The organism is Affinundibacterium fentianense (assembly GCF_018139545.1).
Classification (GTDB): domain Bacteria; phylum Pseudomonadota; class Gammaproteobacteria; order Burkholderiales; family Burkholderiaceae_D; genus Undibacterium; species Undibacterium fentianense.
Genome location: NZ_JAGSPJ010000001.1, coordinates 1,028,395 through 1,052,053, shown reverse-complemented (window position 1 = coordinate 1,052,053; position 23,659 = coordinate 1,028,395). Strand labels below are relative to the sequence as shown.

At 44.3% G+C, this 23,659-nt stretch carries 17 protein-coding genes; 8 read left to right on the top strand and 9 right to left on the bottom strand.

Annotated elements, in window-relative coordinates; all coding sequences use genetic code 11:
- Positions 1-352: 352 nt before the first annotated feature.
- Entirely contained in the window at positions 353-1,135 is a 783-nt protein-coding gene (fabI, locus tag KDM90_RS04610) for an enoyl-ACP reductase FabI (RefSeq protein WP_212674369.1), read from the bottom strand.
- Between the two features lie 1,080 nt (positions 1,136-2,215).
- Between fabI and KDM90_RS04605 the strand changes: the two genes are divergently transcribed.
- The 5 genes from KDM90_RS04605 to KDM90_RS04585 all read left to right on the top strand — a co-directional run bounded on the left by KDM90_RS04605 (position 2,216) and on the right by KDM90_RS04585 (position 6,287).
- Positions 2,216-2,884 (top strand): energy transducer TonB, encoded by a 669-nt coding sequence (locus tag KDM90_RS04605; protein ID WP_212674368.1) that lies wholly within the window; start codon positions 2,216-2,218, stop codon positions 2,882-2,884.
- Positions 2,885-2,977: 93 nt separating this feature from the next.
- Positions 2,978-3,862, top strand: coding sequence for a MotA/TolQ/ExbB proton channel family protein (locus KDM90_RS04600; RefSeq protein WP_212674367.1), 885 nt, complete (start codon positions 2,978-2,980; stop codon positions 3,860-3,862).
- A 109-nt stretch (positions 3,863-3,971) separates the two neighbouring features.
- Positions 3,972-4,403 (top strand): ExbD/TolR family protein, encoded by a 432-nt coding sequence (locus KDM90_RS04595; protein ID WP_212674366.1) that lies wholly within the window; start codon positions 3,972-3,974, stop codon positions 4,401-4,403.
- A 12-nt stretch (positions 4,404-4,415) separates the two neighbouring features.
- On the top strand, positions 4,416-4,844 hold the full coding sequence (locus KDM90_RS04590; protein ID WP_212674365.1) for an ExbD/TolR family protein: 429 nt from the start codon (positions 4,416-4,418) through the stop codon (positions 4,842-4,844).
- A 192-nt stretch (positions 4,845-5,036) separates the two neighbouring features.
- Entirely contained in the window at positions 5,037-6,287 is a 1,251-nt protein-coding gene (locus KDM90_RS04585) for a tetratricopeptide repeat protein (RefSeq protein WP_212674364.1), read from the top strand.
- A gap of 361 nt (positions 6,288-6,648) precedes the next feature.
- Here KDM90_RS04585 and KDM90_RS04580 read toward each other — a convergent pair whose 3' ends face one another.
- On the bottom strand, positions 6,649-8,115 hold the full coding sequence (locus tag KDM90_RS04580; protein ID WP_230409583.1) for a transglycosylase SLT domain-containing protein: 1,467 nt from the start codon (positions 8,113-8,115) through the stop codon (positions 6,649-6,651).
- 366 nt (positions 8,116-8,481) lie between these two features.
- Between KDM90_RS04580 and KDM90_RS04575 the strand changes: the two genes are divergently transcribed.
- The gene (locus KDM90_RS04575) at positions 8,482-10,155 is read left to right on the top strand and encodes an amidohydrolase (RefSeq protein ID WP_230409582.1); all 1,674 of its coding nucleotides are present in this window, start codon (positions 8,482-8,484) and stop codon (positions 10,153-10,155) included.
- 164 nt (positions 10,156-10,319) lie between these two features.
- On the opposite strand, the gene KDM90_RS04570 is transcribed toward KDM90_RS04575, so the two are convergent.
- Positions 10,320-12,137: an ABC transporter transmembrane domain-containing protein gene (locus KDM90_RS04570; RefSeq protein WP_212674363.1), complete on the bottom strand. Its 1,818-nt coding sequence runs from the start codon at positions 12,135-12,137 to the stop codon at positions 10,320-10,322.
- A gap of 427 nt (positions 12,138-12,564) precedes the next feature.
- The gene (locus KDM90_RS04565; protein ID WP_212674362.1) at positions 12,565-15,249 is read right to left on the bottom strand and encodes a S9 family peptidase; all 2,685 of its coding nucleotides are present in this window, start codon (positions 15,247-15,249) and stop codon (positions 12,565-12,567) included.
- 210 nt (positions 15,250-15,459) lie between these two features.
- Here KDM90_RS04565 and KDM90_RS04560 point away from each other — a divergent pair, with 210 nt between their 5' ends.
- Entirely contained in the window at positions 15,460-16,410 is a 951-nt protein-coding gene (locus KDM90_RS04560) for a DUF808 domain-containing protein (RefSeq protein WP_212674361.1), read from the top strand.
- Positions 16,411-16,564: 154 nt separating this feature from the next.
- Here the strand turns inward: KDM90_RS04560 and KDM90_RS04555 are convergent, their stop codons facing one another.
- From KDM90_RS04555 to KDM90_RS04545, 3 genes are all read right to left on the bottom strand, one after another.
- On the bottom strand, positions 16,565-16,987 hold the full coding sequence (locus KDM90_RS04555; protein ID WP_212674360.1) for a hypothetical protein: 423 nt from the start codon (positions 16,985-16,987) through the stop codon (positions 16,565-16,567).
- A 166-nt stretch (positions 16,988-17,153) separates the two neighbouring features.
- Positions 17,154-17,726, bottom strand: a complete 573-nt coding sequence (locus KDM90_RS04550) for a hypothetical protein (protein WP_212674359.1) — start codon at positions 17,724-17,726, stop codon at positions 17,154-17,156.
- A gap of 483 nt (positions 17,727-18,209) precedes the next feature.
- Positions 18,210-19,136 (bottom strand): methyltransferase domain-containing protein, encoded by a 927-nt coding sequence (locus KDM90_RS04545; protein ID WP_212674358.1) that lies wholly within the window; start codon positions 19,134-19,136, stop codon positions 18,210-18,212.
- Positions 19,137-19,572: 436 nt separating this feature from the next.
- On the opposite strand from KDM90_RS04545, the gene KDM90_RS04540 reads away from it, so the two are divergent.
- Positions 19,573-21,939: a cache domain-containing protein gene (locus KDM90_RS04540; protein ID WP_212674357.1), complete on the top strand. Its 2,367-nt coding sequence runs from the start codon at positions 19,573-19,575 to the stop codon at positions 21,937-21,939.
- Between the two features lie 140 nt (positions 21,940-22,079).
- Here the strand turns inward: KDM90_RS04540 and KDM90_RS04535 are convergent, their stop codons facing one another.
- Both KDM90_RS04535 and KDM90_RS04530 read right to left on the bottom strand, forming a co-directional pair.
- Complete coding sequence (locus KDM90_RS04535; RefSeq protein WP_212674356.1) at positions 22,080-22,451, bottom strand: hypothetical protein; 372 nt, start codon at positions 22,449-22,451, stop codon at positions 22,080-22,082.
- 278 nt (positions 22,452-22,729) lie between these two features.
- A complete protein-coding gene (locus tag KDM90_RS04530; protein ID WP_212674355.1) occupies positions 22,730-23,632 on the bottom strand; it encodes a DMT family transporter in 903 nt (300 codons plus the stop codon).
- Between the last annotated feature and the right edge of the window lie 27 nt (positions 23,633-23,659).

Below are 23,659 nucleotides of genomic sequence, written 5' to 3'. Positions count from 1 at the left end.
GAAACCAGACATACAGGGCGGGAGGGCTTTACATTGCAATATCTTTATTTGATTTGCAAGGGCGATGTTGCTACCTACTACAAAGACTGCAATTTAATTTATATTGCAGTGCAAAAACGAGACTATACATTAAATTGATTAATAACGCATCAAAAAGATTTGATTGCATTTGAAAAGCTAATGCGCGTATTCAGGAATCTTTGTTCTTTAGGACGGTGAGTTACGCTTGATCTTTTTTATGCAAGCCTCTTGAAAAGGAATCCACGATTTTTGCATACAGAATTGAGCTTGCTCGTTGGAGCTTCAAAGCACTGCTGAAGCTCCTAACTTGTTTTAAACAGAAGAAATGACATTAATCAGGTGTCAGTCCCATTACATGCGAAAAACCGCCGTCGACGTATGTGATTTCACCAGTAATTCCGCTTGCCAAGTTTGAAAGCAGGAAAGCAGCGGTATTGCCTACTTCTTCAATGGTGACATTACGGCGCAATGGCGCGTGCTCGGCAACGAAACCAAGCAAGGTGCTGAAATCTTTGATGCCACTTGCAGCCAAAGTCTTGATTGGGCCTGCGGAAATGCCATTTACACGAATTCCCTTTTTGCCTAAATTCTCTGCAAGATATCGGACGCTCGCCTCAAGTGAGGCTTTAGCAAGTCCCATTGTATTGTAATAAGGAATAGCACGGATTGCGCCTAAATAAGACAGAGTCAAGAACGACGAATTTTCATTCATCATTGGAAGTGCGGCTTTAGCAAGTGCAGGGAAGCTGTACGCGGAAATATCATGGGCAATACGGAAAGCTTCACGTGAGAAACCATCTAAGAAGTCTCCGGCGATTGCTTCACGCGGTGCAAATCCGATTGCATGAACAACGCCGTCTAATTTTTCCCAAGTTTTCGAGAGATCGCTAAAGACCGCTGCGATTTGTTCATCGCTGCTCACGTCGCAATCGAATACGAGATCGCTGTTGAATTCTTTGGCGAACTCAGTAATACGATCCTTGAAGCGTTCGCCAACGTAGGTGAAGGCAAGTTCTGCCCCCTCGCGATGACAGGCTTGTGCGATACCGTATGCAATTGAGCGGTTGGACAGTAAACCAGTAATGAGTATTCTCTTGCCTTGCAAAAATGCCATATCAACTCCAAGTGTAATTGTGGGGCGCTCGACTTATTAATGATGTCCCACGCAAAATAGTTTTAAATGTTCGTTCCGCAGCCAGCGTGTCAATTGAATAGGATCGTTTGACACGATATTTTTCATTTCCCTAATTGCGAATACCATTTGATTCGACAATACTTTACGAGTAGAGGGGAAATGTTGCCTCAGAATTTACTGATAGGTCGGAATTGTAGTGGTTCGGACTCGATAGGGCAAATATAAAACTTCGTGTTTGACTTAAACAGATGCGCTCAGAATTGTCATGAATTTGTAAAAAAATATAGTTCATCATGCACAGCTCGGCAATCTTAGCGTAAAAAAAGCAAGCACTGTTGTAGAAATGCGCGAATTTTCTTCGATTTTGCAAGACTTTTCTACGCTTACTTGACACAGGTTTGATATTTCCCATTAGAATCGTTGCCGCAAGAAAAGAACTTAATATATTGAAGATAATATTTTCTTTTGGAAAGTTCAAAGCAATCGGTAACCGTGTATTTTTTTAGTCATTTTAGTCATTTTTGATTGAATTATGATTAAATAGATATCGGAAACTTCAAAGCTTGCCTCGTGGTAAATTAATGTTGCGGAGCAGCATAGAAGCGACTTCCATTGATTGCTTTAATTGTGTCAAAATAAGCGCTGTTTTTCGCGAAGATTTAAAAAAAACAATGTTTTGTTGAAAGTTATTTGTCAATTCTTGGTGAATAAGAAAGACAAAACAGCCGCTTCAATTTTCGGCATATCTTTTCAAGATATGATTTGAGTTCAGTGAACGTAGGTCTGGTAGGGCAAGTGTTGACTGAAGTAACTAAAGTAACTAAACGATTTGTAAGTGAATAGTAATATTTGCGTGAGTCGAAGAAACCGTGGTTTCTACTTTCATGCGAATATGGGGGCGCAAACGGTAAGTCGATGCAACTTGTTGACGAGCGAATTGCAGGTTGTAGAGATAAGTATGATTCGTTCATTTTCAAGATGAGCGATTGAAACTATCGTAAGCAAAGGTTTCGCGCGTTTGAACCTAATTGAAATTGTTGTGGTATTGGAGGAGTAGGTATGGATTTTTCAGGACGCCAACAGGAACCGGGAAAGAAATTTTTTGGTTTAGGTTTGGTAATTGTTTTTCACATTATATTAGGCTGGGCTTTAATGAACGGCTTAGGTAGTAAGATCGCTAAGTTTATTCAAAAGCCGATGGAAGCTGTGGTGAAGGAGACGCCGCCGCCACCACCACCACCGCCAGATACGCCACCGCCGCCGCCACCAAAATTGATGACGCCGCCGCCACCATTTATTCCTCCACCAGAGGTTCAGGTTGCGCAGCAGACTCCTTCGCCAAACGCTATTTCGGCTGTTTCTAATGTAAAACCAGATAGCAATGTGATGACAAAGTCAGCTGCACCAGTAGCTGAAGCGCCAAAAGCAGCAGCTGGTCCGGTAATCGTTCCTGGCCGTGTTGACTTTCAACAGGCAGGTTGCACACCAGAGTACCCACGTGCTTCGTTGCGCAATGAAGAAACCGGTGTAACAAGGTTGACAGTTACAATTGGTGCAGATGGTTCAGTCACCGATGTAGCAATCGCAAAATCTAGTGGATTCAGGGGTCTAGATAATGCAGTGCGTGCCCAATTGTTGTCTGGGTCGTGCAAAAATAAACCTGGAACAGTGGACGGCAAGCCGCAGGCTACCACGACTCAAGTTGAATACGTTTGGAAGCTTGATTAAAACAGAGCCAACATGTAACAAGAGTCACAAAAAAAGTATCGTTTTACTCACAACCAACGTAAGTATTAAATTTTTTTTAAAGGAAGTATCTACATGAAAACCCGCGCTAAAGTAAGCACATTCCTGGCGGCAATTTTGTTTGCATTGACAGCTACAATGACAACCGCACCTGTATTCGCTCAAGAAGCATCCGCGTCTGCTGCAACGACTGAAGCAGCTGCAGCTGCACCAGCATCTGCGGAAGCGACTGCGCCTGCAGCAGCTGCTCCTGATGCTTCTGTTCCAGCTGGTGAAGCTCCTGAAGTTGTGGATCAATATAGTTTGGCTCACTTGATTAAACACGGTACTTTGGTTGACCAAGCAACATTGGCAATCATGTTGATCATGTCTATGTTTAGTTGGTACATTTTGATCACTAAGATCATTGACTTAGCTAAATTGAGCAACCAAGCAAAAGAAGCACGCAAGTTTTGGAAAGCGGCAAACGTTGCTGCAGGTTTGTCAGTGTTGAAAGAAGGTAGCCCATACCGTTTCATCGCTGATTCTGGCTTGAGTGCAAGTGAACACCACGAAGGTGCGTTGTTGGAACAAATCGACCTGAACTCTTGGGTAACAATGTCTATCCAACGTTCTGTTGATAAAGTACAAAGCCGTTTGGGTGAAGGTTTGACATTCTTGGCAACTGTAGGTTCTACAGCACCATTTATCGGTTTGTTCGGTACAGTTATGGGTATTTACCACGCTTTGGTAGCGATTGGTTCTACAGGTAACTCTTCTATCGATAAAGTCGCGGGTCCAGTTGGTTCTGCTTTGATCATGACTGCAATTGGTTTGGGTGTTGCGGTTCCAGCAGTATTGGGCTACAACTACTTGTTGCGTCGTAACAAGTCTGCAATGGAAGACATCAACGCATTCGGCGCTGATTTGCACTCTGTAGTTTTGTCTGGTGCAATGAACAAAGCTAACTCAAATAAGTAATCTGAGTAATAAGAAGTAAGTTGTTTTTATTACGATAACTCTTTTGCACCGAGCGGTTTTAGTAGATTGTTCGAATCGATGCAAAAGAGTTCACTAAAGAGAAAATATTATGGGAATGCAAATCGGCGGTGACGGTGGTGAAGACCAAGTCAACAGCACCATTAATACCACACCACTTGTGGATATTATGTTGGTTTTGTTGATTATCTTTATCATCACATCACCCGTAGTTTTAGACTTGACAAAAGTTCAGTTGCCAGCTGAGAAGAACGAAGATTATCATCCTGATGCTAAGAACGTGATCATCACGGTAAGCAAAGATGGTGATATTTACTGGGGCGGGATCCGCACTCCAGTCGCCTCTGATGATGCTTTGTTTGATTTGATGGCAAAAGAAGCAGTGAAAGTTCCGCAACCAGAGGTTCATATTCGTGGCGATCAAAACGCACGCTATGAGTCCATCGGTAAAACGATTTTGACTGTGCAACGTGCAGGTATTGCAAAAGTTGGTTTCGTACTTGAACCACCACCAAAAGGCTAAGAGGAGAATCGCATGGGCATGAATATGAGCTCCGGTTCTGGTGGTGATCCAGAACCAATGATGGAAATGAATATGACACCAATGATCGACGTCATGTTGGTGTTGATTATTATGTTTATTACGACATTGCCAATCGCCAATCACGCTGTCAATTTGAATTTGCCAACAAATACGCAAAATCAGCCTCCACCGGAACCGCCTGTGGTAGTTAAGATTGACGTTGATTTTGATGGCACGATGACGTGGAATGGTGAAGTTGTAAGTCGTACCCAGTTAGAAGATAAATTGTCTGCAGCTGCAGCAACGAATCCTCAACCTGAGATTCATTTGCAACCAAATCGTTTGGTTTCTTATAAATCTGTTGCTGCCGTGATGGCTGCTGCCCAAAGTCGTGGTATCACGAAACTTGGGATGATTGGTAACGAGCAATTTTTGAAGTAAGAATATTCACTTCAATTGGTTCATATAATTTGAACGATTGTTAAAAGAAAGAGGGCAGGGATTTCCCTGCCTTTTTTTGTATTGTGAGTTTTGCGCAGGCTATGATAATCTGCCGTATCCACGGTGTAACCCGTAGTTTGTTAGGCTCGAAGTTTATTAATTTTATCGATTTTATTGATTGAGAGATCAAATATGAAGCACCTACGCTTATCACAATTAGCTATTCTGCTCGCCGCAATTGGCTGTGCGACAGTCCCTGAATTAACTGGTGTTGCGGGCAACCAAGCCTATGCACAAGAAGCCATGCGCGCGGAAGTTGGTAAGCTGGTACAGCAAGCTGGCGAATTGTATAAGGCAAAAAAATATCGTGATGCTTTAGGTAAATTGCAAGAGACGGATCGTATCGGAAATAAATCAGTGAATGAAACATTCACGATTGAGCGTATGCGTTTGTCGGTAGCATCAGCGGCGGGAGATAACGATGCTGTGATTCGTTCTGGCGAGATTATTGTTGCGGCAAATAAATTACCAAACAAAGATCAACTGCAATTGATTCAGGTGCTGGCGAATTCATACTTTAAAGCGAATAACTACGCTAAAGCAGCGAAGATGTATGAACGTTATTTTAGTGAAGGAGGTACTGATAGTTCATCTCGCCAATATATGATTCAGGCGAAGTCTATGAGTGGTGATAGTGCAGGTGCTTTGAAAGAAACCCGTGCGGAAATCCAGGCAGCCGAAAAAGCGGGACGTGTCCCAAGCCAGTCAACTTTGGAAACTTATGCATATGCGGTGCAAAAGAGCGGAGATAAGGCTGGCTACTTGGCGACATTAGAAAAATTGGTCATGCATTACGGTAAGAAAGAATACTGGGTAAATTTGCTGAATAGTGTGGAACGTAAGCCAGATTTTTCTTCTCGATTGACGATGGACTTGTACCGATTAAAATTGGCTGTGGGGCAAATTTCGAAGACTAGCGATTTTATGGAAATGTCTCAAATGGCGATTCAGGATGGGAACGCAGGTGAGGCATTAAAGATCATTGAACAAGGTTATAAATCTGGTGCCCTGGGCACAGGTAATGAAGCTGCTCGTCACGGACGCTTAAAAGACTTGGCGACTAAACGCGTGGCTGAAGCTAAAGCAGCGTTTGCAACAACTGAGTCGGACGCACAGAAGTCTGCTGATGGTACTGCCTTAGTGAATCTGGGCTTCTCGTTAGCGACTGGTGGTGAATACGAGAAAGGTGTTGGCTTGATGGAGCAAGGCATCAAAAAAGGTAGTTTAAAACATCCTGATGATGCAAACCTACATCTCGGCGTCGCGCACTTGCTCGCTGGTAAAAAAGCAGCTGGCCTAAAAGCATTTAAAAATGTTCAAGGTAAAGATGGTTCTGCGGATTTAGCGCGGTTTTGGACGATTTACGCGAATCAAGCAAAGTAAATTCGTTGAACTTCTTAGAAAAGGTAGCTTTATTAAGCTACCTTTTTTTGTGACTAAAAAAATCACTTCATTGCGTTGTTCATTTGGGTAAAGCATTCGGCAAATGATTCGGAAGTCAGCCGTGACGAAACAGAAGGGCGATCCGGAACAATAATACGAAATTGATGGCTCTCTTAGCCTAGAGTGTGTGCCTACGAAGGCTTCACACTGCGACGTGTATCAATGATTTGGTTTCTGGTCGTCGCTGACATTTTTCAGCGGTTGTTTGAACTATCTTTTGGGACGAAATTCTGCGTCCACAATTGACTGCTGATCGATTAACAACTTCTTTCAGTTACATTTTTACCGCAGTTTGCCTACCTTAACTCTGTTTTCGCGATTTCTTGGTATTGCTAGCGACTATTTTCTTAGAGCGACCATTCTCATTATGTTTTACCAATCGAGATGTTTTCTTTTTTGACTCATGACGCTTGGTTAGTTTTGTAGAGCCTGCCTTAGGAACGTGAAGCACAAGTTTTTGCCCAGGATTTATTTGGTCTCGACGTAGCTTGTTCCATTCTTTGATATCCGCAATCTGTAATTGATATTTTTTTGCGATCGTCGTTAAGTTATCCTTCTTCCCAACTTTGATATGTATTTGACGCGTGCTCGGTTCCGCTTTGGCGATACTGAGTTGTGCTTGTTCAGCGATACTTTGTGGAATATTTTCATCGGAAGAACGTGCCGTTTTAGGAACCAAGATAGTTGAGCCCGCTTTCACCAGCATTTTGGCGGGTATCGCATTCACTTCACGTAATACGTCTGGTTTGTAGCCGAAACGTGTTGCGAGATTCTCGACTTTCTCCGTCTTATTGACGTTTAAAGTTGTCCAAGAAGAGTATGGACCCTTCCACATTAAAAAATTGTTTTCGAATACATCGGCTTTTTCTATCGGTAGCAAAATACTCGTGTTATTGCCGCCAGTGATAACAGGTCGGTTGAATTGGGGATTTAAGGCTTTAAATTCACTTAAAGGGAGCTCTGCCAATTTTGCTGCAAGATGGACATCGATGTCTTTGTCTTTCTTTACACTTGTGAAGTAAGGAACATTGTCTAAGCGTGGCAAGGTCAAGTTGTATTGTTCCGGGTGCCCAATAATATTTTTGACGGCCTGAAGTTTTGGCACGTAGTTTTTCGTTTCGTTGGGCATCAAGGCGGACAGGCTGTCAAAGTCGATTGGCAAGCCAAGGGCTTGCTGTCGTTTGATGGCGCGTTGTACGGAACCTTCTCCCCAATTGTATGCAGCCAAAGCTAACTGCCAATCGCCAAAAATATTATAGAGCCGTTGCAAATAGTCGAGTGCTGCTTCAGTTGAATCTAAGACGCCACGGCGATCATCTTTGAAAATATTTTGTTTTAAATTGAAATCGCGACCTGTAGCAGGCATAAATTGCCAGATGCCAGAAGCCTTCGCACTGGAAATTGCCTGCGGATTAAATGCCGATTCGATAAACGGTAACAATGCCAAATCCGTTGGCATGCCGCGTTTATCTAATGCATCAACTACGTGATACAAATAACGGGAACCGCGTTGAATGATACGTATCAAATAGTCGAGACGTGCGCTGTACCAACTGGTTTGGTAATTGACGAGATGATTATCTAGATTCGGGATGGCGTAACCGCGACGAATCCGATTCCATAAATCCGATTCTGTGAAATGCAAAATGTCTTCTTCGACTTGGTCGGGAACGACAGTCTCGATTAATTCAGGATAAGTTTTTAATGCTGAATCGCTCAGTCGTTTGCTGAGCTTTAGTTGCTCAGAGGTTTGAGCTTGTGCTGTCATTGGATCTTGCATCAAAAATGCGAAGATTGCACTGCTCAGACTATATGTGAATCGTTTCATCATTTCCAAAATATCGAAGCATTCGATGCTAAATTGGGTAACAGCGAAGTGTACGCAACAGGCCAATTTAAGGTCAAGTGAATCTGATAAAGTGAAGGTGAATTTGCGCTGAAGTTTTTTGTGAGCAATATAACTCTGATTGAATTTGCTAGAGAATTTCCGCTTAGTAATATTTAGTGGGGAAAAAGTCATGCTTTCTTCGCTTGAATAGCGTAAGTCATGTTTGGAGTATCATTAGGATAAGGAGCAAAACCGACAGGGTATTGTTGTGCTTAATTAAAATAAATGAACATTATGGAGATACTGATGCTGAAAAAAAATAAGCGATTAGAAATGTTTTTGGGCCTATGCTTGAGCGGTGTTGTCGTGGGTGGGGTTCAGGCCGATACCTTGTTTGTTGCCGCAAATGGATACACTCTCAATGGAAGACATCAACTGCAGAAGTTTGATGCAATGTTGGTTGACGATCATGGCAAAGTAAAAATGACGGGCGCGAAGTCGGTACTACTCAAGCGTTATCCAAATGTAGCCCAAGTTGATCTAGGTGGAAAGACGGTCCTACCAGGACTGATCGACGCACATGGGCATGTTTTTAATCTCGGTACTGCGGAAAGTCAGCTCAGTCTGCGTAGTACAAATAATTTGGCAGAAGCCCTAGCGGCAATTGCTGCTTATGCAGAGAAGGCGACTCAGCAGCAATGGATTTTGGGTGGGGAGTGGAATCAGGCTATATGGAAGCTGGGGCGCTTTCCTACCGCGCAGGAACTCGACAACGTTGTCGCTGATCGCCCAGTTTGGCTGCGGCGAGTCGATGGCCATGCTGGCTGGGCGAATACACGTGCATTGAAGCTCGCAGGAATTCTTGATTCGACAGCTGATCCCGTTGGCGGAAAAATAGAACGAGATAGTCAAGGTAAAGCGACTGGTATTTTGGTCGATGCGGCGATGGATTTGATGGAAAAAGTAATTCCACCACAAAATGATGTGGAATTACGACTCGCTTTGGATGCAGCATTAAAGCAATTACGTAGTGTTGGTTTAACGAGTGTCCATGACGCAGGCGTTGATGCCGAATCCGACCGTCTCTTTCGGGAGTATGCAATACAAGGAAAACTTACGACACGTGTTTACGGAATGATTGGTGGTGTTGATCAGTTTTTTGATCGAGTGTCGCGTGATGGGCCCTTACTCAATTTGAAGGACGATTTATATTCTCTACGTGCCGTCAAATTGTACTCAGATGGTGCCTTAGGCAGTCGTGGCGCTGCACTTCTCGAACCCTATTCAGATGCGCCACACACCAAAGGGCTTTTATTCTCGAAGGATGCTGATATGCAGGCGATGGTGCGCAAAGCTGCAACAAAAGGCTATCAGGTGAATGTACATGCGATCGGTGATGCTGGGAATCGACAAGTCATTGAAGCATTGGGACAGCTACCAAAGGCATATTCTGCGAAGTCCCTGCGGCATCGAATAGAACATGCGCAAGTTTTGGCGTTGAGTGATATTCCTCGGGTTGCAAAGTTTCATATTATTCCATCGATGCAACCTACACACGCGACCTCTGATATGAATATGGCGGAAGATCGCGTTGGTAAGGAACGTATTCAGGGGGCGTATGCATGGCGAACTTTTTTAAATCAAGGTTCAACGATACCTTGCGGTTCCGATTTTCCAATCGAAAGTCCTAATCCATTTTGGGGTATTTACAGTGCTGTAACGCGTCAGGATCATCAGCAAATGCCTATTAAAGGCTGGTATCCTGAGCAAGCAATGCGTGTTCAAGAAGCGTTTAAATGCTTCACGCTAGATGCAGCGTACGCGGCTCACCAAGAAAAAACTTTAGGTAGTTTGGAAAAGGGTAAATGGGCCGATTTTATCGTGATCGATCAAGATATTTTTAAGATCCCAACCAAAGATATCTTCAAGACACAAGTTTTGGAAACTTGGCAGGCTGGTAAGTTGGTCTACAAGAAGTAATTGATTTGTAGGAAGTTGAACTCTTCGTGGAAAGTGGCGTCATTTCAGAATGCGTAGAAATGACGTCCTACTATTTTGCCAATCCAATACTTGAGTTCGGAGTACATTCAAAATATTTTGTTGAGTTGATTCCGCGCTAAAAGAACGCAACGATGTCATTCATGTTAGTGCAGGTTAAATTGTAAGGATGCAAGACGGGCATATGTGCCACCCAACTTAATGAGCTCGTTGTGGGTGCCAGTCTCAATGATCTTTCCTTGTTCTAATACCATAATGCGATCTGCGCGTTGAACTGTGGAGAGTCGATGCGCAATAATCATTGTGGTTCGTCCTTGCATCGCGGACTCTAGTGCTTGTTGAACCAGACGCTCTGATTCAGCATCAAGCGCGCTGGTAGCTTCATCAAGTAGCAAAAGACGTGGATTTTTGAGGATCGCACGAGCGATAGCGATGCGTTGTTTCTGACCTCCTGAAAGTCGCACTCCACGTTCGCCTAAAAATGAGTGATAGGCGTCGGGTAGTCGTTCGATAAATTCATGTGCAGCTGCTTGTTTCGCAGCAAGAATAACTTCTTCATCACTCGCGTCGATGCGCCCATATCGAATATTCTCCATTGCATTTGCTGAAAAAATCACAGTGTCTTGTGGCACGATCCCAATCACTTCGCGCAAAGCATGTAGGCTAATTTGGCGAATCGGAACCCCCTCAATTAGAATCTCGCCTTGCTGCGGATCGTAGAATCGTAGGAGTAGTTGAAACAGACTAGTTTTTCCAGCGCCTGATGCACCGACAAGGGCAATCGTTTCTCCCGGATTGACGTGAAAGTGAATATTCGCCAGTGCGGCGGTTTGTGGGCGCGATGGGTAATGAAATTCGACCGCTTGGAAACTAATCGTTGCGCCGTGTACATCAAGGACTGGAAGGTGCAATGGGTGTTCAGGTGAACTGACCGGTGATCGCACTGCAATGAGTTCCAACAGTCGTTCGGTTGCGCCAGCCGCCCGTTGCGCCTCACCCAGCACTTCGGATAGTGCACCAATTGCTCCAGCAACGATCGAAGCATAAAGAATAAATTGACCAAGTTTGCCACCACTCATTTCTCCTTGCAAGACAGCCTGCGCCCCCAGCCATAAGACAAATACGATTGCGCCGAAGACCAGCAAAATCGCCATCATTGTCAGTAGAGAGCGCGCACGAATTCGTCTCATCGCAGTGTGAAAAGCATGTTCGACGGAACTCGAAAATCGATTCGCTTCAATTTGTTCGTGGGTATAGGCTTGAACAGTGGGCATTGCATTCAGAATCTCTCCTGCAAGAGCGGATGCATCTGCGATTCGATCTTGCGAATCACGTGACAATGTTCTGACTCTTCTCCCGAATAAAATAATCGGCACAATCACTAGTATGAGCATAACAATAATGATGGACGACAATATCGGGCTGGTCACGAACAGCATGATCAGTCCACCTGCAAACAACAATACGTTTCGTAACGCCAAACTAATACTCGTTCCCACGACGGATTGAATTAAAGTTGTATCTGTTGTCAGTCGAGATAAAACTTCACCCGTTTGAGTGGTCTCAAAGAACTCAGGACTTTGGGTGACAACATGCGCATAAACCGCATTGCGAATATCAGCAGTGACTCTTTCGCCAATCCAAGAGACCATATAGAAACGCGCGGCCGTTGCGATACCAAGAACGACAGCAACCACAAATAGGGCGAGAAATGTAAGGTTAACATGCTCGATTCCATGACCCCCACCTTCGCCAACTTTGCTAAAACCCTGATCGATCATTTGTCGAAATGCATAAGGGATAGTGAGGGTTGCAGCGGCAGCAATAAAAAGGGCGATCCCTGCTAATAAGAATTGACGTCGATACGGACGCAGAAATGGAAGCAATTCAGCCAGTGTTTTGAGTGTACCGGTTGTTGGTTTTGAAGATTTGGTGGCTTCTACTGCGGTGAATTGGGTGGACATACGGGATTCGTAGAATGGAGATAATCGCTATTGTGGCAGCTTTTCGTACATTCTGTTGAGGATACATTTGTCGCCTTGGTCCGCAACAAATCGTGTTAAGGAAGCGCACGTAAGGGAAAAGAAGCGTGAACAAGAAAGACCGAACTTAGGCATGGGTTCGCGTGAACACTATCGTCATGTGGATGACTGCGAGTCGATCGGATTTCTACACCAAGGGCAATTGAACCAAATGGCAACGCAATATTTAACTCGCCGAGTGGTTTGCAAACGATCTCTGATTACAGTTGCAATCGCCATTGTTTTTGTAGGTAGAAGAGGAGAGCGATGGATGCTGAGTTATCCCTCGCTCTCGCGCTTTGTCTAACAGGGTCTAGCAGGTGACAATGCGTAAGATGTAAAGTTGCTTATATATGCAATCAGTACGCAATTAACGTGCTTTCCCTAAGTGTTGTAAGAAGAAACTTTCATATTTTTTATGCCAAGCTTTCGGTTTGATGGCACCACCTAATCCGTGTTCACCATCTGGGTCAAGGAAGAGATCAACGAGACCTTCTTTGCCATTTTCAAGTAATGCACGATACACATTGACGGTATCTTGATATAAGACGTTGGGATCTTGCATCCCGTGCACTAACATCAGGGGTTTTTTCAATCCTATGGTCAGTGGTAACAATGAGTAGCGGCGCAGGTTGGGCTTGCTACGATCAACTTTACCAATAGTCCTTCCGCTGTACCAGCTGTTATAGTTTTCCCACTCCGTCGGACCCGCCCCGGCGATTCCTGCGGCAAATGTATCCGGACTGGTGTACATCGTATATTGTGTTTGAAATCCGCCAAAACTCCAACCTGTCAAACCAATCCTTTTTCCATCAACCCCCAGTTTTTTCTGCAAGTACTTACTTAAGTCTTCTAAGTCCTCTGTCTGTGGTTTGCCGACTTGTTCCCAATTCGCATCGCTAAATCTTCGGCCATAATTTGAGTGTCCACGCGGGTCTACGGCGACAGTCACATAGCCATGCTTCGCTGCCATATACATTCCAAACTGATAGGCCGTCGCTTGGAAGCTATCTGTTTCGATGATATGCCGGTCACCTAATGGGCCACCATAGGTGTACACGATGGCGGGACGATTATCGCTGCTGCTCCAATTAGATGGTTTGAAAACGTAAGCATCGATTTTGTCGCCATGTCGGTTTGTAAAATTAAAGCGTTCGGGCTGGAGCAAATGAACCGCATTCCATTTGGGATCATGGCTATCGGTCAATGTACGAGCTTGTGGTTGATCGCCTCTCAAATTGATCAACTTTAATTCGGGTCGATTCGACCATTGTCCGGCAACACTCGCGACTAGTGAGCCGTTTTCCGATACTGCGGTCGCACGATGAAAGTCACCCAGCTGACCCAACGCGATCATTTCACCGGATTGCATTTTTACTTTGAATATATTCATGGATGCAAAGTCATCACGATTCGCGAGCACAAACATGGTTTGGCTATCGGGTGTCATGTGAAGTATCTGATGCGCCTCAAAGTTACCCTTTAAAAGCGGCTTCGCATTGCCATTACTTAAATCAATTGTAAAAGGCTGACGGTAGCCAAGTTCGTCAAGGACTGCAATTAATTGCTGGCCGTCAGGAGTGAATTGCGGTGCAACCACATCAACCACTTCATGCCCAATATCGCCTCGTTTTTCGAACACAATCTTTGGCTTACCTGATTCGGCTGTACTGCCAAGATAAATACGCAATAGTTCTTTTTCTCGTTCCCAAGTTGCAAAAGTATATTGCCTACCGTCCTTAGAAAAGCTAACACGGCTCATTTCAAACCAGACATCACCGCCGTCATTGGTGAATACTGGCAAAGGTTGGCGCATGGATTCATCACTGACCCGACGAATATACAAGGCACTTGCGGGAACGGTTCTTTTATCATCTGATACTTCACGACTGACTTTTTTAGCGGTTGCAAATCGTTCGTTATAATTCATGATTTCAATTTGACGCCCGCTCGGTGACTTCGCTGGGTCTGCTGGAGTTGCATTCGCAGAAATTGCCATCCACTGCTTGTCTTCGCTGAGAATCGTTGAAGTGAGGCTATACTTCTTGTCGGCGTCATCCGCAAAAATGAACTCCGGATTTAATTGGCGTAGTTTGCTGCTGTTAAAACTTGAAGCAAATATGCGTTTATCATCCATATATAAGTAACCGCTATCGTCGGCGAGATAAGAGACGATGCGCTCGACTTTATCGGTTTTGCTGAGGCGCTCAATTTGGCCAGATTGTGCTTGGAGTCGAAATAAATCGCCACGATATTGGAAGATGAGCTCCTGCGCATTTTTTGCCCATACGTAGTTTTCCACTCCTGGATAGAGATCATTATTTTTCAACTTTTCTTTGGCTAGCTTTTTTTTCAATTCATCTCGAAGCTCCCATAGCTCTTTGTCGACTTCACTTTTCTTCGTATCATCGAGTTTGCTGGTCGCTTTGCCATCCGTTTTCATGTCAGATAACGGATCTTTTTTCTCTTGTGGGTCATTTGACTTGCTATTTTTTAATGCAGCAACTGCCATTTTTTCCTTGGCAATGTCGAGATCCTTTTCAATCTTGAGCGCTGCTTCTCGCGCTTTCTTATCAGCTAGTTCTTGTTTGAGATCGGCAATTGCAGCACGTTCCCATTGAAGCAAATCCACCTTTTCACCACGAAGATAGGCAGCTTGCGCTTCGGCTTTGGCCTGACGTTCATTCAGCTCCTTCTCTTTTTGGCGGAGTTTCTTTTCGAAGCGATCCCAATCTTCTGGTGGGTCATACGTTTTCATCAGTGTTGGGGAAGTAATTCTGGTCGTTTTGCCTGTCTCGGTGTCGTGGAGGTAAAGGTCATTCCCTTCCTCGCCAAATGGATTCCAAGTGTAGGCAAGAAAGCGTTCGTCCTGGCTGAATCGAATCTGTGTTGCTGCTTTGCCCATGTAGGAGCGACTACGGAAAATTTGCTCTAAACTGAGTTCACTTGCTTTTATCTTGGGAATAGAAGTTGTCGTGCTTGCTATTGCAGGCGTCGCAATAATACCGAAGTTGTAGATGACGCAGAGACTAAGTGCGATGAGCTTTTTTTTCATTTTTTTCCTTTGAATAGGCTATTGATGACAATGCCATGATTGAGCACCGGACCACAGCAAAAATAGACTGACTCTTGGTTGGAAAGTTCCAGAGAAATTCAACTCAATTCGTGCATGGTGATTCGAACTAAAAATCACCAACAGGAAGCACTAGGAGATGGTAGTTTTGTACAGTAGAATTTGCACTCTTCTTTTTTATAGAAAGTCATTATGCCTGGCGCAAGTTTGCTCACACTTTTTGATGATATCGCTACCGTTTTAGATGATGTTGCCCTGATGACGAAGGTTGCCGCTAAAAAGACTGCTGGTGTCCTTGGCGATGATCTTGCCTTGAACGCGGAGCAAGTTGCCGGCGTGCGCGCTGAACGCGAATTGCCAGTCGTGTGGGCTGTCGCGAAGGGATCGTTAGTCAATAAAATGATTTTGGTGCCGATCGCATTGATTCTTAGCGCAATCGCCCCTTGGGCAATCGTACCATTGTTGATGTTAGGTGGTGCCTATTTGTGTTTTGAAGGTTTTGAAAAATTGGCGCATAAATTCTTGCATAGTGAAGCTGAAGATGAGGCGCATCATGTCGAGTTGGTTCATGCTTTGGATGATCAAAATGTCGATATCGTACAATTTGAAAAGGACAAAATTAAAGGGGCGATCACAACGGATTTTGTGTTGAGCGGTGAAATTATCATCATTACGCTTGGAACTGTTGCGGAATCTGCATTTTCCACCCGTTTAGCCGTATTGGCGGGGGTTAGTTTGTTGATGACTGTTGGTGTGTACGGCTTTGTTGCTCTGATTGTTAAGCTTGATGACATGGGATTCTATTTGCAAAAATATCAAGGGCAATCTTTTTTAAATCGATTTCAGCGCAAATTGGGGGATGGCTTTGTCGCGTTTGCACCCCGTCTTATGAAAGCACTAACGGTGATTGGTACCGCGGCGATGTTTTTAGTTGGCGGTGGAATTTTGACACATGGCGTACATGCTTTGAGTGAATTTTCACATCAGATCGCCCACAGTGCATCGGGTGTGATTGGCATAGGCTCACTTTTGGCTGCTTTTATTCCTTCGTTGTTCGATGCATTGTGCGGGATAGTGGCCGGCGCTGGCGTCTTGGGAATAGTCAGCCTGTTTCAGAAAATAGTAAAGCGAAAAACAGTTTAAGAAATCAGGTTAACTTGGTTAGTTTGATTCATTTAAATAGGAAACCAAGCTGTGTTCTAAAGCTTGGTTTCTTTTTATGGCGATGATCTCCAACTCAGTCACTATCGATCGAATGGACTCGCGCTGGGATCGCTTAGGCCTTTCGAGACAAAGATTAATTTGTCTTTATTTCGAACACATCGCTGTCTTTTTGCATGCAGCCGTTGGACTTAAGTGCTTTGTTTAAGTCTAAAATCTCCTGCATCATTTGAGTTTGAAATATGCGTTCAACTTTTAAATTCGCGGTGCTGCTATCTTTTGGATCGATACCCAATACCATCTGGTCATTCTCACTGAACAACTGACGACACCTTTCAATCAACTGAATGTCACGTGAACTCATCGTAAAATGAAAACGCATTTGTTCCCGTTTCTTTGATTGCGCAGGAGAAGTCTTATTCGAAGTCGAGGCCAAGGCCGACGTCGAAGCCGAAGCCGAATTGGGCGACAGCGAAATACGATCTTTTAATTGATTGATTTGGATGCTGTAGTAGGCAATGCCAAGGGCGCAGAATGCGATGATCAGTTTGCGTATCATTATTATTGGTAAGGTCTATTAAATGCGATGGTGACTACATCCATATCATGAAGCAACGACAGACCGTTTTTTCTCGTAGGTTCTTCGAATTTATATGACGCGGATTGTAAGCGTGCGGTCTAGTCGATTTTGTTTCTCGTATTGTTGATCCTGTAAGAACTGAAACTCAATAGTAACTCTCAGAATTTTTGGTCGGTGAAATCTTCAATTTGTAGTTGATAATCTTGGCATCTTGTTCCGAAATTCGTTTAGGAAAATTTGATTTTAAAAAGTCCCACATTTCCTTCTCTAATGCGTCACATTGCAAAGTTGAGCGACTCTTTTCAGTGTAGCGATGTTCGAATAGTAGGTCGTCGCCTTCATTTTCTGGATCGTTGTTTCGATGAGGGCGTCGTTTCCCATTTAATTGATCTTTTTCGTACTGTTTACTCGGGATCGAACAGTTTTCACGAAACACTGTTCCGAGTTCGCTGATTACGCGTGGATAACATTGAGAATCTCGGTGACCCAGAATCCAACAGGATTTTTCCAAATTTTTTTGACCATTAATTGAGCTAATTTTTTTTAATAACTCGCTATCTTTGACTTCAGCCGCGTTCTCTCCCGCCTTGCTGGCACAGGGCTGATCCGTATAGATAGACTTTCCACCGCTCGTAATACATTTGCGCATTTGCGCGTTGCTGCCAATTGACAAAGTTAACAGAGCGATGAAGATGCAAATACGTTGAAAAGATTTCATAGTTATCGCGAATAAAGGGCGTGGGGCAAAATTGATTCTTCGACAGGGCGTCGCTGTAACTTCGTGGAAATTAGGTGTCGCCTAATTTCTTGAAATATTAATTAAAAAACAGCTCAAGGATTATAGCGAAAGAGAACTGACTGTGTCACAAAAATTGACATTGAGCGTTTTGAGCATTGGCGTGGAAGAGATTTGGATCATGCGGAAAGTTCCAATCTCGCGTTGAGATCCCGAGGGGATTCGATGCAACAACTATTTAGGCAAGCTAGGATGATGTAAATGCATCAAATCGTTTACTAACGAAGTTCGTAAGATCTGCCGCCAGAGAAAAATGGTTTGCCCCTTGAATGAGGGGCAATTGGGTTCTGCACTTTGAGCTGCGATGCAAATATTCAGTTTTTATTGGCGTTTCATGGTTGTAGAAATTGCCGACTCTTAATTTCCTTTTGGGAACAATACTGAGCAGGAAACGACATGATCTCCCTATGCTTCAATTAAGTGTCGTCCACGTTCAAGTTTATTCAAGTGGGGATTGACCTCGACAGAAATAGTCTGCTGTAGAGAATCAATCGCCCCCCCTGTTCGATAGTTGAATCGAACCTCAATAATGTCGCCAGCGTTGACATTGATAGGTGTTTTGAGTGGCAAAGCCATATAGTGGTTAAGCCAATCAATGGTTGAGTTGGTCTCTGGAACAATTGCTAAGACATTCTTTGTGATGAATCGCAGTGCGCTGAGTCGCCCACTTTGTTCTATTTTGATCTGACCGGCCCAATTCACGAACAAATCATTGGCTTGGGTAAAATCGATTATTTTGTAGAGCACTGGTTGTGCAAGTTCTTGGGTGTCTGCGGTAAACACACCACCTAATTGAAACTGGATAATTGGTGCTTGAAAACCAGAAAAATCATAACGTTGTTGCAGAGGTTGGACCGCCATTAAGATTGCTTCAGGAATAAAGACGGGCATATTGGCATCGGGAAAACGAGCCGCATAGCGACGCTTGAAGTTTTCAATGACCTCGACTTGCTTTTCGCGAAGCATCGCGACATGGATCATCTCACAAATGACAAAATCGACAGGTTCAGGTGGTAGGTATTCAAAAGCATCAGCGTGAATGACTTCAACTCGTTCACCGTGTTGATTCATGCCCATTAAGCGACGCGCCTCTGCCACCATATCAGGATTAAATTCGACGCAATAGACTTTTGCTGCATGTTGTGCAGCAAACCACGACAAAACACCAGTTCCGCCTCCTAGCTCAAGTACCTTTGCTCCCTCAAATACTTGGTGCTGTATGGCTGCTTTGAAATTGTCCATACGATTTGCATCCATCAACATATTGTGATGATACTGAAGGGGAATGAATTGACCCAAATAGCAGCTTTCAGCTTCGCGTTCGACTAGCATAGTCTTCCTTCTATCTTTAAAGTAAATATCGAAGGCTGAATAAATCGGCTGTCGATTGATTCTGGCCCATGTCTTGTTCGCCAATAGAAGGATTATCCAATTTCCTTTGAGAAATGAAACGATGAGATGCAAGGTGTTTTTACTTCTATTCGGGCTTTATCGAAATGGAGGTCAGGTTTTGCGCTTGTTAACCAAGCGAGTGAGCGGGACGTTTTGTTCAAAGCCAATCTTGTGATTGCATTCGCGACCTTTGCCTTTGTTGTTTTGCATTTTTTTACGACTCGGTGGCATTTTGATGTGACGGTTTTATACTCAATTGATGGTGCACAGATAAACAACAAAGTCGCGGAACGCGGATTGACGAAACTTTCAAAAAAGTTGATCCTAAGCCACTTTTTTTGACTTTTCATTCTTTCCGCTTTGGTGGGGACCAACAATGTCTTTTTCTCGTTTGATTTCACAAAAAATTCAATACTTTCAAATCAGTAAGAAATTGCGTTTGTTGGCCTATTGTGCGACCTTAGGTTTGGTTCTATTGACAATCATATTTTTATTGTCAGAAAAGCGACTCTTGATGCAAGAGCGGCAGAACAGTGTTCGCCAAGCGGTAGAAGCCAGTCATGGAATTATTGGACATTTTTACGAGCAGAGCCGCAAGGGTTTAATGAGTGAAGCGGATGCCAAAGCCGCCGCGCTCCAAACCATTCAAAGTTTGCGCTATTCAGGGCAGGAGTATTTTTGGGTCAATGATATGCAAGTGCGCATGTTGATGCATCCTATCAAACCTGAACTCGACGGTAAGGATGTTGCGAATATCAAAGACCCTGACGGTAAACAACTATTTGTTGAATTTGTCGAGACTGTAAAAGCACATGAGTCGGGTTTTGTCTTTTATATGTGGCCCAAACCCGGACAAAGTAAACCTGTCGAAAAAGTTTCATTTGTTAAGGGATTTGCACCTTGGGGTTGGTTAATCGGTTCTGGTGTGTATGTGGACACAGTTAATGCGGCTTTTTGGACCAGATCAGGCCTATTTATGCTTGGCGCCGCTTTACTGTCAGGTCTATTGCTTTGGATTTGTGGCGTGATTAGTGCTGGTATCACGCAACCTGTGAACTATGCAGTCGAAGTTGCTAAAGGTGTCGCTCAGGGAAATTTGGGACAAAAGATTAAGGTCGACACCTCAGATGAGACGGGGGACCTGCTGCGCGCACTCGCAGAAATGAGTCAAAGTTTAGCCGCTGCTGCTGCCGTGGCAGAGGACAATCAACGCATCCGTCTCGCGCTCGATTCTGTGGTGAAACTGGCAGTTGATATAGCGCGACGTGTCGCAGAAGGGGATTTTTCTCAGCAGATTCAGATTCTCTCGGAGGATGAAACCAGTGATCTGTTGCGAGCGCTGAAAGCAATGAGTGACAACTTGGCCAAAGCGGATCAAATTGCAAAGGAAAATCATCGAATTTGTATGGCATTGGATGCGGTAGCCGTGCCTGTGCGAATTGCTACGATGGACGGTACCATCATTTACATCAATCAAGAGTTAAGGAATACATTGCGAAGAGATGAAGCCGCCTTCCGTGCCAAGATTCCGCAATTTGAAGCGGACAAAGTTGAGGGGGGCAGTATTGGAATATTTTATGCAGACCCTGTTGCCGCGCTAAATCGATTACAAAATCTTGAAGGTACCGTTAAGACTCGACTTGAACTGGGTGGGCGTGACTATGATGTGATCACCTCCGCAGTCTATGCTGATAGTGGAGAAAAAATCGGGACCGTGGGCCAATGGCTTGATGTCACTGACCAATTGGCAGCCGAAATTGAAATCAATCGCATTGTGTCAAGTGCCGCAGCAGGCGACTTTAGCCAGCGCGTCGATGAGAAAAATAAAAGTGCATTCTTCTTACAATTGGCGCAAGGTATGAACAAATTGATTGCGACAAGTGAGGCTGGTCTGAATGATATCGCGCGGGTTCTTGCAGCCTTATCTCACGGCAACCTGACGCAACGAATCGAACATCAATATGCGGGGACTTTTGCACGTCTCAAAGATGACGTGAATGGGACAGCGGCAAAACTTGCGGAGATTATGAGCGAAGTTAAAGATGCCGCCGCTGCACTCAGTTTGGCATCTGAACAAGTTAGTGCCACCGCGCAGAGTTTGGCGCAATCTTCCTCTGAGCAAGCAGCGGGAGTCGACAAAACCAGTGCCGCGATTGAAGAGATGTCAGCGTCGGTTGCGCAAAATACCGACAATGCAAAAGTAACGGACGGAATGGCAACAAAAGCGTCAGAGACGGCAAAGAAAAGTGGTGTTGCTGTCACGCAGTCGATTGAATCAATGCGCCAGATTGCCGCCAAAATCAGTATTATTGATGACATAGCTTACCAAACCAATATGCTGGCTTTAAACGCTGCAATCGAAGCTGCACGTGCCGGCGAGCATGGTAAAGGGTTTGCCGTAGTCGCTTCTGAAGTTCGTAAATTGGCCGAACGCAGCCAAGTTGCCGCGCAAGAAATTAACGCGCTTGCTGAGCGGACCGTGAATATTTCCGATGATGCGGGGCAATTACTTAGTGACATGATTCCGAGCATTGGAAGGACTTCAGATCTAGTGCAAGAAATTGCTGCTGCATCAGAAGAACAGACTCAAGGGATTCGAGAGATTAATGTCGCGATGAATCAATTAAATCAAATTACACAGCAAAATGCTTCAGCATCGGAAGAGCTTGCTGCAACGGCAGAAGAATTGATGGAGCAATCGGAACAACTGCAAAACTTGATGGGTTTTTTTCAAATGAAGTAGATAGGCAAAAATGAGACGGAGTACGCTTGATTAGAGGTTTTTGTTGACGCTACTCGGTTGCGAACCAGTGATTTTGATGCAAAAAGGAAAATTACCGTTTTATTTGACATTATTGGAGTGGATTGTCGTTGACTATTCACTTATCGGTGCGTTGATTCATCTTGAGAAAAATTCCGTTCGGCTTCCTTAAGGTGTTCAATCAGGACGTGGGAAATAATGTTGATACCAATTCCTGCAAAAATTGCTGGAACGACATACAAGGCAATGGAAATTTCCGACGCGAATAGTTTTTCATCCGCAAGTGAGGGTGTTTTCATCGCGATGTCATGCAACAGCCTGAGTAGGACCACATTTAAAGCTGATAACAAAACGAGTACGATACCATAGGCTAATACGTGGATTTTTGAAATAGACCGCTTTTTTAGCATCATCCAATAGATACCAATAGGCAGTAAAAAAGTAAGCAAAATGAGGACATAAAACTCAATTTCAAAAAATGCTGATTCTTGCATTACCAGTCTCCACTAAAAATAGATAAGCGAGCGCATTGTAATCCCAAAGCGTATTCGCGAATTAACAGTCAATTGACATTATGATGCGTGAAGGGAATAAGTTGCATCGGGGCTTAAGTAAAGCCATCTGACTTACATTGCGCGCCGTAAAATCGTAAAAAATTGCTCGCGCACCCATTCATGGCGTTTTTGAATGAAGGAGTCCGCAACCCCATGAGCGGATTTAAAGGACGATAAAAGTCGATCTGGTTAGCTAGCTTAGCCAGATCGAATGGTCTTTACGAATTTGTTGGCGTTCTTTTCAGAGAGGCGGGTAATTTGAATATGCCGAGTGACATCGCAGTTGCCAATAGAACGATCATGATGCCTGTGATGATGCCAGGTGTGATTGGTTCGTTTAGTAGTAACCAAGCCCAAATGGAAGCGGTAGCAGGAATCAAAAAGGTCACAGTCACGGCCTTGCTTGCACCTTCTGTTGAAATAAGATGAAAGAACAGCGCATACGCGATTCCTGTGCAAACGATGCCCAAAATCAGAACAGAAATGAAAGCTTGTATCGTGCCGTACGCAATGGCATGGGGAACAGCAGGAAATGCAAACGGAAGCAGGGCCAGTGCGGCCGCGAATTGACTGCCCGCAGCGGTCGCCAGCGATGGAATTTCTTTGGCATGCATCCGTGTGTAGATGGCAGCGAAACCATAATTGACTGCAGCACCCATTCCCGCCAAGACCCCTAGTATGACCAGTGGGGTCACGCTCACAGGGCCGATGCCGACTAAAACTGCGACGCCAAACAAGCCCATGATGAAAGCACTAATTCTCAACCAACTTAAGCGTTCGCCCAATATCAAAAAACCGAACACCGCAGTAAAGATGGGGGCGAGAGAATTCATGGTTGCCATATAGGCAGAAGGAATATGCAGTGCAGACCATGCGAACAGACTGAACGGGATGGCGGTGTTGCCCAATCCAATGATCAGATAGGTCTTCGCATTCTTTTTCCAATGAAATTCAATGCCACGATGGCGTGCAAATAAGTAGATTGCGAAGGCTCCCAAACTTGCACGTCCGAAGGTGGTGAGGAAGGGGCCATACACTGGTGACGCGATCCGCATCAGCATGAAGCTGGTTCCCCAGATAAGTGCGAGTAGTAAAAGTCGAGTTAAGTTTGAGAGTGACATAGCAATTCAGTTTATAAAGTAATGGAA

Coding starts and splice junctions, on each gene's coding strand:
- fabI (WP_212674369.1), bottom strand. CDS start 1,135: ATGGCATTTTTGCAAGGCAAGAGAATACTCATTACTGGTTTACTGTCC.
- KDM90_RS04605 (WP_212674368.1), top strand. CDS start 2,216: ATGGATTTTTCAGGACGCCAACAGGAACCGGGAAAGAAATTTTTTGGT.
- KDM90_RS04600 (WP_212674367.1), top strand. CDS start 2,978: ATGAAAACCCGCGCTAAAGTAAGCACATTCCTGGCGGCAATTTTGTTT.
- KDM90_RS04595 (WP_212674366.1), top strand. CDS start 3,972: ATGGGAATGCAAATCGGCGGTGACGGTGGTGAAGACCAAGTCAACAGC.
- KDM90_RS04590 (WP_212674365.1), top strand. CDS start 4,416: ATGGGCATGAATATGAGCTCCGGTTCTGGTGGTGATCCAGAACCAATG.
- KDM90_RS04585 (WP_212674364.1), top strand. CDS start 5,037: ATGAAGCACCTACGCTTATCACAATTAGCTATTCTGCTCGCCGCAATT.
- KDM90_RS04580 (WP_230409583.1), bottom strand. CDS start 8,115: ATGACAGCACAAGCTCAAACCTCTGAGCAACTAAAGCTCAGCAAACGA.
- KDM90_RS04575 (WP_230409582.1), top strand. CDS start 8,482: ATGCTGAAAAAAAATAAGCGATTAGAAATGTTTTTGGGCCTATGCTTG.
- KDM90_RS04570 (WP_212674363.1), bottom strand. CDS start 12,137: ATGTCCACCCAATTCACCGCAGTAGAAGCCACCAAATCTTCAAAACCA.
- KDM90_RS04565 (WP_212674362.1), bottom strand. CDS start 15,249: ATGAAAAAAAAGCTCATCGCACTTAGTCTCTGCGTCATCTACAACTTC.
- KDM90_RS04560 (WP_212674361.1), top strand. CDS start 15,460: ATGCCTGGCGCAAGTTTGCTCACACTTTTTGATGATATCGCTACCGTT.
- KDM90_RS04555 (WP_212674360.1), bottom strand. CDS start 16,987: ATGATACGCAAACTGATCATCGCATTCTGCGCCCTTGGCATTGCCTAC.
- KDM90_RS04550 (WP_212674359.1), bottom strand. CDS start 17,726: ATGAAATCTTTTCAACGTATTTGCATCTTCATCGCTCTGTTAACTTTG.
- KDM90_RS04545 (WP_212674358.1), bottom strand. CDS start 19,136: ATGCTAGTCGAACGCGAAGCTGAAAGCTGCTATTTGGGTCAATTCATT.
- KDM90_RS04540 (WP_212674357.1), top strand. CDS start 19,573: ATGTCTTTTTCTCGTTTGATTTCACAAAAAATTCAATACTTTCAAATC.
- KDM90_RS04535 (WP_212674356.1), bottom strand. CDS start 22,451: ATGCAAGAATCAGCATTTTTTGAAATTGAGTTTTATGTCCTCATTTTG.
- KDM90_RS04530 (WP_212674355.1), bottom strand. CDS start 23,632: ATGTCACTCTCAAACTTAACTCGACTTTTACTACTCGCACTTATCTGG.